Consider the following 15,261-nt stretch of genomic DNA (forward strand, 5'->3'; position numbering starts at 1 on the left):
GTCTTTAACTATGACTGGATTGACCGGGAATATCTATTCAATTTCCATGATTGCCTACAGGCGTAATTTCGCACCCATGTTCTTATAGCGGAAGAATACGCTACACTGTGGCATGGACGTTCCCTCAGACGTGCTGGCCGACACTCAGGCGCGCTTCGTGCGCCGCAACCCCGAACGTGAAGACCACCTGCAACGCCTGAACGTGGGCGGCCCCCTGGCGGCCGAGTCGCCCGAGCGCGTGGAGGCCCGCCTGACCCGCGTGGGTGTGCCCATGCCCGACGCCAGGGCCATCGTGGAGGGCCACCGGCCCCTTCAGGACGTGACCGCCCGCCTTCCCGAGGAGACGCGCCTGACCGTGGAGCGCGTGTTGGGGGCCAACGATCTGGTGAACGTCGCTTACCTCGACCTGGCGCGGGCCGCCTCACGGGCGGTGGGCCGCATCGTCCTGCGGGACAATCGGGGGCGCGTTATGGGCTTCGGGACGGGCTGGCTGTGCAGTCCGCACGCCATCCTGACCAACCACCACGTGCTGGAGGCCGCCGCCACCGCCAAAAACAGTGTCATCGAATTCGATTACGAACTGAAAGCCGACGGAACGCTACGCGAACGCATCACGCTTCCCCTCGATCCGGACGCGCTTTTCCTGACCTCGGAGAAACTGGATTACTCGCTGGTGGCGGTCAAAGGCGAGACGTCCGCGTTCGGCTGGCTGCCCCTCTTCGGCAGTGCCGACAAGAACGTGCTGGGCGAGGCCCTCAGCATCGTGCAGCACCCCAGCGGCGAGCCGAAGCAGGTGGCGTTGCGCGAGAACCGCCTGGTCGACCGTCTGCCGGACTTCCTGCACTACGAGACCGACACCGCGCCCGGCAGCAGTGGCAGCCCGGTGTTCAACGACGCCTGGGAGGTCGTGGCCCTGCACCACAGCGGCGTGCCGCGCACCGACGGGCAGGGCCGCCCCCTCAAGCGCGACGGCACGCCGGTGGGGCCGGGCGACCCGGACACCGCCATCGACTGGCTGGCGAACGAGGGCGTGCGCATCAGCCGCCTGCTGGAAGACCTGCGGGGCCGCGCCGACGCGCAGGGCCAGCCGCTGGTGGCCGAAGTGCTGGCCGCCAACCGCCCGCCGCTGGTCGGCGCCCCCGAAAGGGCCGCGCCGGAAGCCGTCAACCTCCTCGACCTGGGCACCGTGCGCGTCGGCGCAGACGGCCAGGCCACCTTTCCCGTGACCGTGCGCTTCAAAGTCGGTGATTCGGCGGCCACGCCCGCGCCGCCCGCGTCCACAAAACCGTACCTCGACCCGCAGGACGCTGCCCGCGCCCAGGCATACTACGCCGGCGTGAGCCTGGGAACACCACAGGACAACTTCCAGGCCCTCTCCAGGCTGCTGACGGACACGCACACCACCACACCCCGTTACGATCCGGCGGCCGAGTTGTACCCGGAAATCGACGTGTGGCCCGACGGAAAAATAAGGAGTATCTACAGCGCCCGCGAGCACAGCCCGCAGGAATTCATCGCCGCCGACCGGGCGGTGCAGGAACGCCGCGAACGCCTGGCCCGTCTGGAAAACCTGAATGTCGAGGCCCTGGAAGAAGCCCTGCCATACAACTGCGAGCACGTGGTTCCCCAGAGCTGGTTCGGCAAACGCGAACCCATGCGGGGCGACCTGCACCACCTGTTCTCCTGTGAGGCCACCTGCAACAGCTTCCGGGGCAACACCCCCTACTTCGACTTTCCTGATGACAACGCCAACCCGCCCAGCGAAGTGGTGCGCGGCGAAGTGGTACGCGGCGATTGCGGCCAACGCGAACCCGGCGAGTTCGAGCCCCACTGGGGCAAGGGAGCGGTGGCGCGCGCCACCCTGTATTTCCTGCTGCGTTACCCCGGCGTCGTGCGCCAGTACGGCCCGGCGCAGTTGCAAACGCTGCTGGCCTGGCACGCCGCCGAGGCTCCCGGCGACTGGGAGAAGCACCGCAACGCCCTGATCGGCGCCCGCCAGGGCAACCGCAACCCCCTGATCGACCACCCCGAATGGGCCGAGCAGGTGGATTTTGCCCGCGGCCTGGGAACGTAGCCGAGAAGAAGAGGACAAGTGGGCTAATCAGCCGCCCGTTCGATTCGTGATCCCCTGGTGCTTTTCCGGAGGGATCATTGCATCTCCAGGGCGCTTTCTCTTTCTTCTCCTGCTCCTGTCAACGTTCTTCCAGCCCTGAGCGACCTTCACCCTGATGACTGGCCCGGCTTCCCGCTACACTGCCCCGTATGGTTGAAGCCCTGTTTGATCCTGCCCTGCTCCGTTCCTTCGGTGACTCGCCAGAGGACGTGAGTCGCCACCTGCAAGCGGAACTGGACGCGCTGGAAGGCCACCTGGGCACCCGCCAGGGCGACTGGACGCGCGTGCAGGCGGGCCGCGAGTGGTCGCCCGCGCAGGAACTCGAGCACGTGCTGGCCATCGGGCGAGCGGGAGGAAAGGCGGTCCATCTGCTGCTGTCGGAGAAGGAACTCCGGGCGTTTCCGCAGCTTCAGGGGGAATTGAAGGAAGGCAAGCGTCAAACCCCTGATTTTGCCCGGCCCAGCCCGGACGGCCTGGCCTGGGAGGCCTGGACGGAAGCGTGGCAGACCCACCGTCAGGAACTGGAGAGCGCGGCCGCGCGCCTGCGGGCCACGCCGGAACGCCGGTTGTGGCACCCCTACTTCGGTGAACTCGACGCCCTGGACTGGATGCGCAGCCTGGTGGGGCACCTGCGCGGTCACCGGGAACTGCTGGAGCGGAGCGTGACGCCTTGACGACCACCGAAACGCAAAAGGGGAAACGTGGCTTCGAGCTGAACATTCACGTGGCGTTCGCGCAGGGGCTGCCGCGGGAGCAGGCGCTGGCGACCCTGCTGGCGCTGGAGGGCTTCCGCGTCGACCTGTACCAGCCGCACCCGCACGCCATGCCCCAGGCGGTGGAAGTGCAGGACGTGGTGCCGTCGGCCCGCCTGACCGGCCCGCTGCGCGACGCCGCCGAGGTTCGCGCCGGGCTGCAAACCCTGCTGGGCGGCCACGTGCGTTTCCTGGAGGTGGGCGTGCGCGGGTTCCTGCGCAGCGCCGAAGGGCAGACCGAGTGGATGCCGTGGCGCAGAAATGTGGTGCTGCCGCGCTCAGGCGTGGAACGCGTGGCCTTCGAGGAAGGCGTGAAGTACGTGCTGGAGTAAAGCGAAAGCCTGCTCAGGCGCTGAGGGGCAGCACCAGCGCCCGCGCCTTGCGGTTGGACTGGGCCGGGCGCAGGGCCAGCACCATGACGCTCGCCCCGGGGCGCAGCAGGTAAGGCAGCCAGTCGTGGTGCAGGGCGTGCAGGGCCGCGTGGGCGTGATCCAGGAAATCCAGCTCGCTGTGGCGCAGGTTGCGCAGCACCAGCACCGCCCGCAGGCCACCCACGTCCCGCCACACGTCCACCTGCAGGATATGATCCTGGCCGAGTGGGTCGCGGAATTCGATTTCGTGGGCGCTGCATGTCAGGGTCATGGCCTTCCTGTCCTGTAAGTGAGAAGTGCGTTGTGGTGGTGCCTCACTGTAAGGACACACGGCAGGACAAAAGCCCTGGTTCGCCTGACAGGGACATTCCGTCCACGTTCAGTGATCAGGGCCTGAAGCGCCCGGCGCCTACTGGCCTTCGCGCACGTCCTCGATCAGGTGCTTCACGATGTCCAGCGCCGCCGGGCCCAGCGGCGAACGGGTGACGCCCAGCAGCGTCCCCAGCTTGTCGCGCCGCGCACTGCTGATAAACCCCCAGCGTTCCAGGTCATGGCGGTGCATGCGGGCCGCCTCGTCGCGCAGGTAACGCACCGCGCCGTCGTAGTACCCCGCCTGAAAGGCCTTGCGTGCCCGGCGTTCCTCCTCGATCAGGCCCAGGCCACGGGTCGCCAGCAGCACGCGCCGCGCCTCGTCCTCGCCGCCAAAGCCGTACAGGTTCTCCAGGTGGTACACCGCTTTCGGAAAGCGCAACCCCGCCGAAGCCCGCCAGGCGTGCGGCAAACGGATCTCGAACTCCGGCCAGGCGTGCAGGTGCGTCAGCAGGGCCGGATACAGCACTTTCAGGGCGATGTCCCGGGCTTCGGTCAGGGCCAGCAGCTGCTCCTGCGCCCCGTGCGCCGGCCCGGTGTAGGCCCCCACCGCGTCTTTCAGGGCCTCGGCAGCCTGAAACAGCAGTTCGCTGCGGTGCGCCGCCAGCTGCCCTTCCGAGAGGTTCCACAGCGTGCGCTGAATGCGCCCGTAATACCCGGTGGGGTCGTAGGCCACGCGGCTGGTCGCCAGCAGGGCCAGCGGGGCCTCGTGTTTGGCCCGCTCCCAGTCGCGCCATCCCTCCAGGTTCGCGTACGGGTAACGCTGCACGGTCACGCCGGCCCGCGTTTCCGAGGCGGGCAGGCTCAGGTCGCGCTCGAAGGTCACAAAGAGCGGCTGACTGCCCGCCCACGCGAAATCGGTGTCGTAACTTCCGGCGTGCGCCACCGCGCGCACCTTGCGGTCGGCGACCAGCCGCTCACTGACGCGTTCCGGCGTGACTTTCGATTCTGTTTTCCTCTCCGCCACGCGCTTTCTCCCTGCCCGAACCAGTCCGGGCCATTCTCATCATACGGAATTTCCGCACCCGGCGCACATTCAGGCCTTTTGATTCGGGGCGCATGATCCTGCCCGCCGCGTGAGGGGCCACGGTACCCGGTGCGCCTTCCTGCCATGCAGACTCAACGGCCTAGAATGCAGCGCATGAGTGACCTCCTGAAAGACTGGCAACCCGCGCCGGCCGGGCACAAGCACGTGGTCAGCGTCTCGCTGGGCAACAGCAAACGCAACGCCCGCGAGCAGTTCACGCTGCTGGGCCAGCCTTTCATTCTGGAACGCCTGGGCACCGACGGCGACAGCGCCCGGGCCGCCGAGCTGTTCCGCCAACTGGACGGCAAAGTCGACGCCTTCGGGTTGGGCGGCGCCGACCTGTACGTCATCGCTGACCGCAAACGCTACGTGTTCAACAATGTCCGCAAGCTCGTGTCGAATGCCCGAGTCACTCCGGTGCTGGACGGCAGCGGCCTGAAAAACACGCTGGAACGCGACGCCATTGCCCAGCTCGACCCGGTGCTGAACTGGCGCAGCAAGCGCGTCCTGATGGTCAGCGCCGTCGACCGTTTCGGCATGGCCGAGGCGCTGGCCCAGCATCACGCCGACGTCGTGTACGGCGACCTGATCTTCGGCCTGAACATCGACCGGCCCATTCGCACCATCGGCACGCTGCGCACCGTGGCGAAACTGGCCCTGCCCGCCATCACGAAACTTCCGCAGGACTGGTTTTACCCGACCGGCGAGAAACAGGAAAGCAGCGTCGAGGGCAAAGGCACCAAGTACTACGCCTGGGCCGACGTGATCGCCGGCGACACCCACTACGCCAAACGCTACGCCCCGAAAAATCTGCTCGGCAAGACCATCCTGACGCAGACCATCACCCCCGCCGACCGCGAGTGGATGAAAGACCGCGGCGTGGCCCGCCTGATCACCACCACCCCGCGCATGGGCAGCCGCAACTTCGCCACCAACGTGCTGGAAGCCATGTTCGTCGCCATGAGCGGCCAGCGACAGGCCCTGAGCGAAGCGCAGTACCTCGACTACATCCGCCAGGTGGGCTTCAAACCCGAAATCAACGAGCTGTAAGAAGCGGAGAGGAAAGAGGGGCGAGGGGAGGAATGAAGTCCCTTCCCCTCGCCCCTCTTCACGCTTTACGCCAGCAACCAGTTCACGGCTGCTTCGGCGTGCAGTCCAGTGGTGTCGAACACAGGAACGCCGGTATCCTGCGGGCCGACCAGCAGCGTGATTTCCGTGCAGCCCAGGATGATGCCCTGGGCGCCGCGCTGCACCAGGTCGGCCATGATTTCGCGGTAGCGCTGGCGTGAACTGGGACGCAGGTCGTTTCGGCACAATTCGTCGTAGATGATGCGGTGAACGTCCGCCCGCCCCGCAGCGTCCGGAACGATGGTTTCAATGCCGAACCTCTCCCGGAGCCGCCCGGTGTAGAAGTCCTGCTCCATGGTGAACGCCGTAGCGAGCAAACCCACGCGCGTCCACCCAGCGGCCTTGATGGCCCGCGCGGTGCCGTCCACGATGTGCAGAAGGGGAATATTCACCGCTTCTTCAAGCTGCGGCGCGACCTTGTGCATGGTGTTGGTCGCCAGCAGGATGGCCCCCGCCCCGGCCCGCTCCAGCCCCCGCGCTGCGCCGGCCAGCAATTCCCCGGCCTGTTCCCACTCGCCGGATTTTTGCAAGGCCGCGATTTCTGCGAAATCCACCGAGTGCAGCAGCAGCGGCGCGGAGTGGAGCCCGCCCAGTCTCTGCGCGTAGATGGTGTTCAGCAGGCGGTAATACTCCGCGGTGCTCGTCCAGCTCATGCCGCCCAGCACGCCCAGCAGCTTCACGCCCTCAGCCCTTTTTCTGGGGTGCCCGCAGCACCGCGAACATCGCACTGAGAATCAGCACCCACCACAGGTAACTGCCCAGCGAACGCAGGGGACTGAAGGTGTCGCTCAGCGCGTCCCCGGAGAATTTGTAGATGGCGTAGGGCACCGCCCATCCCAGCGCGAAAAGCGCCGTGCGTTGCACGAAATTCTGGGTCATGGACGCCTGTGGGAAAAAGCGCATGGGAAACAGCATGGCGGGAATCAGCAGCAGTTGCGCCAGGTAAAACCACAGGGGCAGATTCGGAAACCCGAACTGCAAGCCGCCGAACACAATGTTCAGCGCACCGATCAGCGCCCCGGAGATCAGGGCGGAAGTCAAGCGGGAAGCCATCATCCGCCTATCCTGTCACACCGCCGTGAACCCCGCGTCAGAACCTCAGGCGCCTGACCTTTACGAAACAGCAGGAGTCGCGTCCTGTCTCCTTTTCGAGGTCGGATGACAGGTGTCTATTACAGGCGCCCATTACAGGCGACCGGGGGCCATGTCGCCTTCGCGGCGTTCGGCACCCATGCCGGCGACGATCATGTTCATGATGCGCACCCAGGCGCGGGCCGAGGCTTCCACGATATCGGTGGCGACCCCACTGCCCGACAGCAGTTTCTCGCCGTAGCGGGCGGTGATGCTGACTTCGCCCAGCGCGTCGTCGCCCTTGGTGACAGCCTGAATGCGGTAGGTTTCCAGTTCGGGGTTCAGGCCGGTGATTCGGGCAATGGCGGCGTAGGCGGCGTCCACCGGGCCGTCCCCGTGCGAGGTGGCGTCGACGGGGCCGTCGGGCGTTTGCAGGCGCACGAAGGCCACGGGCGTCATGTTCATGCCAGACGTGATCTGGAAGCCTTCCAGGCTGAAGGTCTGCGGCACGTCGGCGCGGGATTCCACCAGGGCCCGCAGGTCATCGCTGAAGATCTGGCCTTTGCGGTCGGCCAGGTCCTTGAAGCGGCCGAACAGGTACTGCACCTTGTCGTCGGGCATGTCCTCGTAGCCCAGGTCATTCAGGGCCTTGCGGAAGGCGGCGCGGCCACTGTGTTTGCCCATGACCAGCACGGCGGCCTCGCGGCCCACCAGTTCGGCGTTCATGATCTCGTAGGTTTCGCGGGCCTTGATCACGCCGTCCTGGTGAATGCCGGACTCGTGCGCGAAGGCATTGTCGCCCACGATGGCCTTGTTGGGCTGCACCGGCATGCCGCTCAGGCGCGACACCAGGCGGCTGGCGCGGTAGATTTCGCGGCTGCGGATGCCGGTCTCGAAGGGGTAGTGGTCGCGGCGCGTATGAAAGGCCATCACGATTTCTTCCAGGCTGGCATTCCCGGCGCGTTCCCCGATGCCGTTGATGGTGCATTCGATCTGCCGCGCTCCGCCCTCCACGGCGGCGATGCTGTTGGCCACCGCCATGCCCAGGTCGTCGTGACAATGGCTCGACAGGTACACGTGTGCGGGCAACTCGGCTTTCAGGAACGCGAACAGATCCCGCATCTCGTCGGGCGTGGTGTACCCCACGGTGTCCGGCACGTTGATGGTGGTCGCCCCGGCCTCCACGGCCGCCTTGAAAATACGCGCCAGGAATGCCCAGTCGCTGCGGGTGGCGTCCTCGGCGCTGAATTCCACGTCGTCCACGAAGGTGCGGGCCAGTTGTACGGCCATGACGGCGCGTTCGACCACGGCGTCCGGCTCCAGTTGCAACTTCTTGGCCATGTGAATGGGGCTGGTGGCAATAAACGTGTGAATGCGCGCTTTTTCGGCGGCCTCCACCGCCTTCGCCGCCGCCTCGATATCGGCCCGGTTGGCGCGGGCCAGACCGGTGATGATCGGCCCGCGCACCTCGCGCGCAATGCGCGACACGCCCTCCAGGTCGCCGGGGCTGGCAATGGGGAACCCGGCCTCGATCACGTCCACGCCCAGCCGCGCCAGGGTGTGGGCAATTTCCAGCTTCTGGGTGTGGTTCAGGGCCACGCCGGGCGACTGCTCGCCGTCGCGCAGGGTCGTGTCGAAAATGCGGATGCGCTGGGCTTCAACTTTCTGCGGTGCGGCTTGCTGGGTCATGGTGGTGTTCCTCCCTGAATGGAATGCCAAAAGAAAATCCCCGGAGACTGTTTCCTCCGGGGGGTTGGGGACGGGGGCCTGCTTCGCCGTTCACTCCACCGGAGGACGACTAAGAAGAAGCAGACCGAAACTGGACATGCCCGGAGTGTAAACGCGCGGCCCCGCCTGAGAAGGGAGTTGTCTAATAAGACGGCGCTCTGTTGCCTTCTCCAGCTGGAAGATCACTGGCTGGTTCACTTCACGTCCGGCATGCTTTTTCTCCCGCTGGTCAACCCTTCCCGGTGATTTCATGACTGAGAGTCCGGAAACCTGATCAAAACCGGCCAGGCAAAAGAAAAACGTCCCAGCGAGGAAGCCGGGACGCTGAGTCAGGAAAGGTTTTTAGCTGGTGAAGCGTTCCAGGCTGGACTGCGCCTGAAGGCGATCGTGGAACTTGATTTCGCGCTCGGTCACTTCGTAGGCGGTGTCGGTGAAGGTTTCGCCCAGGCGGCTCCACTTCACGCGGCCTGCATCGTGGTGGTTCTGATGGAGTTTGCGGCTGACGTTCCGAAGGAGGGCGTTCGCTTTCATGGCTTTAGCGTATACCCCACACTATTGCCCGGCAATGAGAGCGTTCTGCTGTGCTGGACAGCAAAAAACTATGTATTGCGGGTCGTTATTCATGCGTCTGGTCATCTTTTCTGGACGTGCATGAGGCGTGGCGAGGTGAATAAAACTGCGCCCCGCTGCATGCGCGCCCTACATACTTCGAGAACCCTCAGCCCAGCGCCTGGGCCATGCGTTCCAGGGCGTCCTGAAGAATGGGGCGCGGCGTGGCGAAATTCAGGCGAACGAACCCCTGGTACAGCGGTTTCTGGGCGTCCGGCGCAAACACCGGGCCGTTGTGGATGGCCACTTTCGCCTCGTTCAGCAGGAAATTCTGAATGTCGGCGGTCTGGGCGTGCGCCCGCAGATCCAGCCACGCCAGGTAGGTGGCCTCCACCGGGTGGAACTTCACCCACGGTAGGCGCTGGTGCAAAAATGCGCCCAGGAAGTCGCGGTTGTCCTTGAGGTACGCCACGGTTTCGGCCAGCCAGGGGCCGCCCTCGGCCAGCGCAGCGTGCCACATGGTGATGCTCAGCGCCGACGGGTGACCCATCAGGCCCGAGGTTTTCGTCATGATGCGCCTGACCAGTTCCGGGTCGTGGCTCACCAGCGCCCCGATGCCCAGGCCCGCCGTGTTGAAAGCCTTGCAAGGCCCGGTGACCGTGACTGTGCGGGCGCGCACCCGCTCGTCGGCGGCAAAGGCCTCGAACGGCTGACCCGTAAAGCGCAGGTCGGCGTGCAACTCGTCGGAAATGACGTACAGGTCGTGCTTGATCGCCAGTTCACGCAGCCTGCGCAGTTCCTCGGCGTCCCACACCCGGCCGGTGGGGTTGTGCGGGTGGCACAGCATCAGGACTTTCGTTTCGGCGCAGGCGGCGTCCAGCGCGTCCCAGTCCACTTCCCAGCGCTCCCCCGAGTCGAGGAGCGGCACGCCTACCACCTCGCGCCCCAGATTGGTGATCGCCAGGTGAAAGGGGTGGTACACCGGCACCATCGTGACCACCTTCTCGCCCGGTTCGCTCAGCGCGTTGACCGCCGCGTACAGACCCGGCACCACGCTCGGCAAAAAAGCGATGCCGTCCGCCGGCATGTCGCCCAGGCCCTGCGCGGCGAACTTCTCGCGCAGTAGCGTCACCAGCGGCGAATGTCCATTCAGGGTCGGATAGCCGATCGGGCGCGTCAGCCGCTCACGCAGGGCCGCCAGAATCGGCTCGGCCACCGGGAAATCCATGTCGGCAATCCACATCGGCACCACGCCCTCGGGGTACTGCATCCACTTGATGCTGTCTGCGTGACGAAGTTCCGCCGGGCCAAGCGCTTCGGTGTTCATGGTGCGCAGCATAGAGGAAGAGAGCTAGAGGAGGTGAAGGCAGGAAGCGGCCCACCACCCCTGTTCAGGCCGTGGAAGTTTCACCCCGCTGTGTCACCCTGCCGCTTCCCGCGACCCGTACAATCGGGGGAATGTTAGCCATCATCGGGGCCATGGACGAAGAAATCGAGTTGCTGTTGGGTGACCTGCAGGATAGACAGGACATCACCCACCCCGGCGTGACGCTGCACCGGGGCACGCTGGACGGCGTTCCGGTGCTGGTCACGCGCGGCGGCATCGGCAAGGTGAACGCCGCCATGACCACCACCTACCTGCTGGTAGAGGGCGCGACCCGCGTGATTTTTACTGGTGTGGCCGGCGGCGTTCACCCGGATCTGCGCGTGGGGGACATCGTGGTCAGCACGGACCTGGTACAGCACGACGTGGACGTGACCCCGCTGGGGTACGCCCCCGGTACGGTGCCCGGCGAACCTCCCGCCTGGGACGCCGACGCGGCCCTGCGCGACACCGCACTGGAAGCCGCCCGGGACGTGGAGGGTGTGAACGTCATTGCCGGACGGGTCGCCAGCGGAGACCAGTTCATTGCCAGCCGGGAGGGCGTGCAGCGCCTGTGGCACGCCCACCAGGCCGCCTGCGCCGAAATGGAAGGGGCCGCCGTCGCGCAGGTGTGCGCCAAGGCGGGCGTGCCCTTCGTGGTGATTCGCAGCGTCAGCGACACCGCCGACCACGACGCCAACGTCGATTACCGCACCTTCATGCCGCTGGTCGCCCGGCACGCCAAACAGGTGGTGCGCGGCATGCTGTCGCGCCTGCAGCCGCCCGCCCAGGCGTGAACACCCCGGAGCCGGAGTCCATCACCGCGCACCTTCCGCAGCCGGTTCGTTTCACGCTGGGCCTGGGCATCCTGAGCGGGTTTGCCGCCCTGGGCCTGGGGCTCACGCACCTGCTGCACCTGCCGCTTCCCGGCTCGGTGCTGGGCCTGCTGCTCCTGTGGGTGGCGCTGGGCACGCGCCTGATTCGCCTGCACTGGATCGAGGACGCCGCCGACGGCCTGCTCGCCGTGCTGGGCCTGCTGTTCGTCCCGGCCACCGTGGGCTTCATCGACTTCCTCGGCGCAGGAACGCAGTGGCTGGTGTGGCTGTTCGTCATGACCGCCGCCCTGCTGGTGGGTGCCGGAAGCGCGGCGCTGATCGCGTCCAGGCTGGTCAAACCTTGATCTGGTTGGCCCTGACACTTGTCGGGTTCGTCCTCGGAATCCTCCTGCAAGCCCGCCTGAAACACCCCCTGTCCAACCCCACCTTGATCGCCACCTTGATCGTCGCCGCCGCGCTGCTGCTGAGCCGCACGCCGTACACGCGCTACCAGGCCGACGTCAGCCCTCTCAGTGCCTTCCTGACGCCCGCCATCGTGGCCCTCAGCGTGCCGCTGTACCGCCTGCGGGCTTTGCTGGCCCAGCAGTGGCCCGCCCTCGTCATCGGCGGGCTGAGCGGTACCCTTCTCGGCGTCGGCACCGACCTGCTTCTGCCACGCCTGCTGAACCTCGACGACGCCAGCCGCAGGAGCCTGATGACCGCCCCCGCCACCAGTCCTGTCGCGCTGCAACTCGCTGACATCACCCACGCGCCGCCTACCCTGGCCGCCACGCTGGCGGTGTTGAGCGGCCTGATCGGGGCGCTGCTGCTTCCCCCCTTTCTGACGCTGCTGCGTGTCCGGCACCCCCTGGCACGCGGCGTCGCCATCGGCAGCGTCTCGCACGGGGTCGGTACCGCGCAGGCCCGGCAGGAAGGTGAACTGACCGGCGCGGCCAGCAGCATCGGCATGGGGCTGGCGGCTTTGACGGTGACGCTGGTGGTGGCATTGCTGGCGGGGTGAGGGGGACTGGGTTGCGTGCTTCCACAACCCCCTAACCCCCCTCTGCAAGCAGGTCTACGACTTTCCCCAGCGGGGACATGTCTTCGCCGCGCAGGGCGGCCTGCGCGTTGACGCTAGACTCGCAACAACATTGCCTCAAACCTGGTGGAGGGGGAGCTTTCGTTGGCACTGGACAGGTCGTTGCTGTTTGCGGTAGGTGGCTTTGGGACGGGGCTTAAGGCGAGAAGGGCTTTGTGTGCGGAACGTCCGGGTTCAGGCCCGTGCGCTGCGCGCCCGACGGCCTCGGTCTGATTGAACGACGGAGTTGAGGGGTGGGACGTTGAAAAACTCTCGCTTTGGGGATTTTCAGGGAGGTCGCGTCTTGTCAGCCTTTCGTTACCATGTGGGGATGTCGTTTTCTGCGGGGCTGCCTATTGCCGATGTGGTTTCCGAGGTGCGGGAGGCGCTGGCCGGTCACCCGCTGGTGCTGCTTCAGGCGCCTCCGGGGGCGGGGAAAAGTACGGCGTTGCCGCTGGAACTGCTGAGTGAACCGTGGCTGGCGGGGCAAAAGGTGCTGGTGCTTCAGCCCCGGCGGGTGGCGGCGCGGGCGGTGGCGGCGCGGCTGGCGGCGGGCCTGGGCGAGGACGTGGGCGGCACGGTGGGTTACCGCGTGCGCTTCGAGTCACGGGTGTCGGCGGCCACGCGCCTGGAGGTGGTCACCGAGGGCCTCCTGACGCGGCGCCTGCAACGCGACCCGGAGCTGGCGGGCGTGGGCCTGGTGGTGCTCGACGAGTTTCATGAGCGCAGCCTGAACGCCGACCTGGCCCTGGCCCTGCTGCGCGAGGTGCAGGGGGCGCTGCGGGAAGACCTGCGGGTGCTGGTGATGTCCGCCACGCTGGACGAGTCCCTGCCGGGGCGGCTGGGCGTGCCCTTTATTCGCAGTGAAGGGCGGGCCTACCCGGTGGACGTGCGTTACCTGGCCGCCGACCCGGTGGGCCGCGTGGAGGACGCCGTGGCGGGGGCGGTCAGGCGCGCGCTGGAGGAACACGAGGGGGACATTCTGGCCTTTCTGCCGGGCGTGCGGGAAATTCGCGGCGCCCTGGGGCGGCTGGCAGACGTGAACGCGGTGGTGCTGCCGCTATACGGGGATCTGCCGGTGCGCGAGCAGAGCCGGGCGCTCCTGCCGGATCCGTCCGGGCGGCGCAAGGTGGTGCTGGCGACCAACATCGCGGAAACGTCCCTGACCATTCAGGGCGTGCGGGTGGTCATCGACGGGGGCCTGAGCCGCTCGCAGGTGTTCGACCCCGGGTCGGGCCTGTCACGCCTGGTCACGGGCCGCGTGACGCAGGACGCCGCCACCCAGCGGGCCGGGCGGGCGGGTCGGCTGGGGCCGGGGGTCGCCTACCGGTTGTGGTCGCCGCGCACCCAGGCGCTCTTGCCCGCCGCCCGGCCACCGGAGATGCTGGAGGCCGACCTGGCGCCCCTCACGCTGGAACTGGCGCAGTGGGGCACCCCCGACCCCACGACTCTGCTGTGGCTGGACGCGCCGCCGGCTCCCCGTGTTGGGGCGGCCCGCGAATTGCTGACCGGCCTGAATGCCCTGGACGACAGTGGGCGCGTCACCCCGGAAGGCGCGCGTCTGCTGGACTTCCCCACGCATCCCCGCCTGGCGCACCTGCTGTCTACCGGGGCGAATGGGGCGCTGGCGGCGGACGTGGCGGCGCTGCTGGAGGAGCGTGACCCCTTCCCAGCGGGCACGGGCACCGACCTGTCGGAGCGCGTTTCTGCCCTGCGTTCCTGGCGGCGTGGTGAACAGGGCAGAGGAGACGTGGCCGTACTGGAGCGCATTGAGCGCCTCTCGAAACAGTGGCGGAGAACCCGGAATGTTCCGGTCGATAACGCCGAACCGGATCATCTGGAGGTCGGTGCCCTGGTGGCCCTGGCGTACCCGGAGCGGGTGGCCCTGGCCCGCGAGAGCACGCCTGGTGTGGCACGCTCCGGCACAGGGCGTTTCCTGCTGGCCAGTGGACAGGGGGCGGCCCTGCCGGAAGGAGACGCACTGGCGGGCAGCCGCGCCCTGGCGGTGGCTCACCTGGACGCGGGGTCAGCGGGGTGGGGGCAGGCTGGGGGCCGGATTTTCCTGGCGGCGCCGCTTGACCCCGCTGTACTGAGCACCCGTGCCAGCTGGGTGGACGCCGTGCGCTGGGACACCCGCACCGGCACGCTGGTGGCGCAGCAGGAGCGGCGGGTGGGGGCCCTGGTGCTGGACACCCGCCCGCTGCGTGACCTGCCCGGCGAGCAGCGTGTGGAGGCCCTGGCCGCCGGCATCCGGAGTGAAGGTCTGCAGCTGTTGAAATTCACCCCTGAGGCCGAGCAGTTCCGCGCCCGCGTGGACTCGCTGCGTCACTGGCGACCGGAGGACAGTTGGCCCGACCTGATCGATGCCGGCCTTCTGGCCACCCTGGAAGACTGGCTGGGGCCCTCCCTGACCACTGTTCGCACGCGCGACGACCTGGCCCGCGTGAACCTGCTTCCTGCCCTGCAAGGGCGGCTGACCTGGCCGCAACCGCAGCAGCTGGATCAGCTGGCCCCCACGCACCTCACGGTGCCCAGCGGCAGCCGCGTGCGTCTGGAATACCGCCCGGACGGTCAGAATCCTATTCTGGCCGTGAAACTTCAGGAGTTGTTCGGCCTGGCCGACACGCCCACCGTGAACGGGGGCCGCACGCCGGTGCTGCTGCACCTGCTGTCGCCGGCCGGCCGCCCGGTACAGGTCACGCAGGACTTGCGCAGTTTCTGGAACAGCAGTTATTTCGAGGTGCGCCGGGATTTGCGGGGCCGCTACCCCAAACACCCCTGGCCCGACGACCCCTGGACGCACGAACCCACGCGCTTCACCAAAAAACGCCTCACGTGACCTTTTCTACACGTTGGGGGAACTGGGGGTAAGAAAAGGCATTTGCGGCCTGGCGTTG

General features: G+C 67.1%; 15 protein-coding genes. 8 read left to right on the forward strand and 7 right to left on the reverse strand.

The window, feature by feature from the left end; translation table 11 throughout:
• Positions 1-112: 112 nt before the first annotated feature.
• The 3 genes from E5Z01_RS05850 (at position 113) to E5Z01_RS05860 (ending at position 3,197) form a co-directional block, all read left to right on the forward strand.
• Complete coding sequence (locus E5Z01_RS05850; protein ID WP_135228515.1) at positions 113-2,074, forward strand: endonuclease; 1,962 nt, start codon at positions 113-115, stop codon at positions 2,072-2,074.
• A 188-nt stretch (positions 2,075-2,262) separates the two neighbouring features.
• Positions 2,263-2,787, forward strand: coding sequence for a DinB family protein (locus E5Z01_RS05855; RefSeq protein WP_135228516.1), 525 nt, complete (start codon positions 2,263-2,265; stop codon positions 2,785-2,787).
• Positions 2,784-3,197 carry a hypothetical protein gene (locus tag E5Z01_RS05860; protein WP_135228517.1) on the forward strand — a complete coding sequence of 138 codons (414 nt, stop codon included), beginning with the start codon at positions 2,784-2,786 and terminating at the stop codon, positions 3,195-3,197. Before E5Z01_RS05855 ends, E5Z01_RS05860 begins: the two co-directional genes overlap by 4 nt.
• 13 nt (positions 3,198-3,210) lie before the next feature.
• Here E5Z01_RS05860 and E5Z01_RS05865 read toward each other — a convergent pair whose 3' ends face one another.
• On the reverse strand, positions 3,211-3,507 hold the full coding sequence (locus tag E5Z01_RS05865) for a hypothetical protein (RefSeq protein WP_135228518.1): 297 nt from the start codon (positions 3,505-3,507) through the stop codon (positions 3,211-3,213).
• A 138-nt stretch (positions 3,508-3,645) separates the two neighbouring features.
• The gene (locus E5Z01_RS05870) at positions 3,646-4,572 is read right to left on the reverse strand and encodes a hypothetical protein (RefSeq protein ID WP_135228519.1); all 927 of its coding nucleotides are present in this window, start codon (positions 4,570-4,572) and stop codon (positions 3,646-3,648) included.
• A 174-nt stretch (positions 4,573-4,746) separates the two neighbouring features.
• On the opposite strand from E5Z01_RS05870, the gene E5Z01_RS05875 reads away from it, so the two are divergent.
• Positions 4,747-5,682: a quinate 5-dehydrogenase gene (locus E5Z01_RS05875; protein ID WP_167757789.1), complete on the forward strand. Its 936-nt coding sequence runs from the start codon at positions 4,747-4,749 to the stop codon at positions 5,680-5,682.
• A gap of 65 nt (positions 5,683-5,747) precedes the next feature.
• Here the strand turns inward: E5Z01_RS05875 and E5Z01_RS05880 are convergent, their stop codons facing one another.
• From E5Z01_RS05880 to E5Z01_RS05900, 5 genes are all read right to left on the reverse strand, one after another.
• The gene (locus E5Z01_RS05880; RefSeq protein WP_135228520.1) at positions 5,748-6,440 is read right to left on the reverse strand and encodes an aspartate/glutamate racemase family protein; all 693 of its coding nucleotides are present in this window, start codon (positions 6,438-6,440) and stop codon (positions 5,748-5,750) included.
• A 4-nt stretch (positions 6,441-6,444) separates the two neighbouring features.
• Positions 6,445-6,816 carry a hypothetical protein gene (locus E5Z01_RS05885; protein WP_135228521.1) on the reverse strand — a complete coding sequence of 124 codons (372 nt, stop codon included), beginning with the start codon at positions 6,814-6,816 and terminating at the stop codon, positions 6,445-6,447.
• Between the two features lie 129 nt (positions 6,817-6,945).
• Positions 6,946-8,520 (reverse strand): 2-isopropylmalate synthase, encoded by a 1,575-nt coding sequence (locus E5Z01_RS05890; RefSeq protein ID WP_135228522.1) that lies wholly within the window; start codon positions 8,518-8,520, stop codon positions 6,946-6,948.
• A gap of 381 nt (positions 8,521-8,901) precedes the next feature.
• Positions 8,902-9,090: a hypothetical protein gene (locus E5Z01_RS05895; protein WP_119765859.1), complete on the reverse strand. Its 189-nt coding sequence runs from the start codon at positions 9,088-9,090 to the stop codon at positions 8,902-8,904.
• A gap of 187 nt (positions 9,091-9,277) precedes the next feature.
• Complete coding sequence (locus E5Z01_RS05900; RefSeq protein ID WP_240738206.1) at positions 9,278-10,435, reverse strand: MalY/PatB family protein; 1,158 nt, start codon at positions 10,433-10,435, stop codon at positions 9,278-9,280.
• Between the two features lie 131 nt (positions 10,436-10,566).
• Here E5Z01_RS05900 and E5Z01_RS05905 point away from each other — a divergent pair, with 131 nt between their 5' ends.
• The 4 genes from E5Z01_RS05905 to hrpB all read left to right on the forward strand — a co-directional run bounded on the left by E5Z01_RS05905 (position 10,567) and on the right by hrpB (position 15,203).
• On the forward strand, positions 10,567-11,268 hold the full coding sequence (locus tag E5Z01_RS05905) for a 5'-methylthioadenosine/adenosylhomocysteine nucleosidase (protein WP_135228523.1): 702 nt from the start codon (positions 10,567-10,569) through the stop codon (positions 11,266-11,268).
• Positions 11,265-11,651 (forward strand): CidA/LrgA family protein, encoded by a 387-nt coding sequence (locus E5Z01_RS05910; RefSeq protein ID WP_119765861.1) that lies wholly within the window; start codon positions 11,265-11,267, stop codon positions 11,649-11,651. The genes E5Z01_RS05905 and E5Z01_RS05910 overlap by 4 nt, the downstream gene beginning before the upstream one ends.
• A complete protein-coding gene (locus tag E5Z01_RS05915) occupies positions 11,648-12,307 on the forward strand; it encodes an LrgB family protein (RefSeq protein WP_135228524.1) in 660 nt (219 codons plus the stop codon). The genes E5Z01_RS05910 and E5Z01_RS05915 overlap by 4 nt, the downstream gene beginning before the upstream one ends.
• Positions 12,308-12,695: 388 nt before the next feature.
• The gene (gene hrpB, locus E5Z01_RS05920; RefSeq protein ID WP_135228525.1) at positions 12,696-15,203 is read left to right on the forward strand and encodes an ATP-dependent helicase HrpB; all 2,508 of its coding nucleotides are present in this window, start codon (positions 12,696-12,698) and stop codon (positions 15,201-15,203) included.
• The last annotated feature ends 58 nt before the right edge of the window (positions 15,204-15,261 follow it).

It is taken from the genome of Deinococcus fonticola (assembly GCF_004634215.1).
GTDB lineage: Bacteria > Deinococcota > Deinococci > Deinococcales > Deinococcaceae > Deinococcus > Deinococcus fonticola.

Bases quoted from the DNA above. Each gene is read 5' to 3' on its own strand.
- E5Z01_RS05890 (WP_135228522.1), bottom strand. From the start codon at position 8,520: ATGACCCAGCAAGCCGCACCGCAGAAAGTTGAAGCCCAGCGCATCCGC.
- E5Z01_RS05875 (WP_167757789.1), top strand. From the start codon at position 4,747: ATGAGTGACCTCCTGAAAGACTGGCAACCCGCGCCGGCCGGGCACAAG.
- E5Z01_RS05850 (WP_135228515.1), top strand. From the start codon at position 113: ATGGACGTTCCCTCAGACGTGCTGGCCGACACTCAGGCGCGCTTCGTG.
- E5Z01_RS05900 (WP_240738206.1), bottom strand. From the start codon at position 10,435: ATGAACACCGAAGCGCTTGGCCCGGCGGAACTTCGTCACGCAGACAGC.
- E5Z01_RS05865 (WP_135228518.1), bottom strand. From the start codon at position 3,507: ATGACCCTGACATGCAGCGCCCACGAAATCGAATTCCGCGACCCACTC.
- E5Z01_RS05895 (WP_119765859.1), bottom strand. From the start codon at position 9,090: ATGAAAGCGAACGCCCTCCTTCGGAACGTCAGCCGCAAACTCCATCAG.
- E5Z01_RS05885 (WP_135228521.1), bottom strand. From the start codon at position 6,816: ATGATGGCTTCCCGCTTGACTTCCGCCCTGATCTCCGGGGCGCTGATC.
- E5Z01_RS05855 (WP_135228516.1), top strand. From the start codon at position 2,263: ATGGTTGAAGCCCTGTTTGATCCTGCCCTGCTCCGTTCCTTCGGTGAC.
- E5Z01_RS05905 (WP_135228523.1), top strand. From the start codon at position 10,567: ATGTTAGCCATCATCGGGGCCATGGACGAAGAAATCGAGTTGCTGTTG.
- hrpB (WP_135228525.1), top strand. From the start codon at position 12,696: ATGTCGTTTTCTGCGGGGCTGCCTATTGCCGATGTGGTTTCCGAGGTG.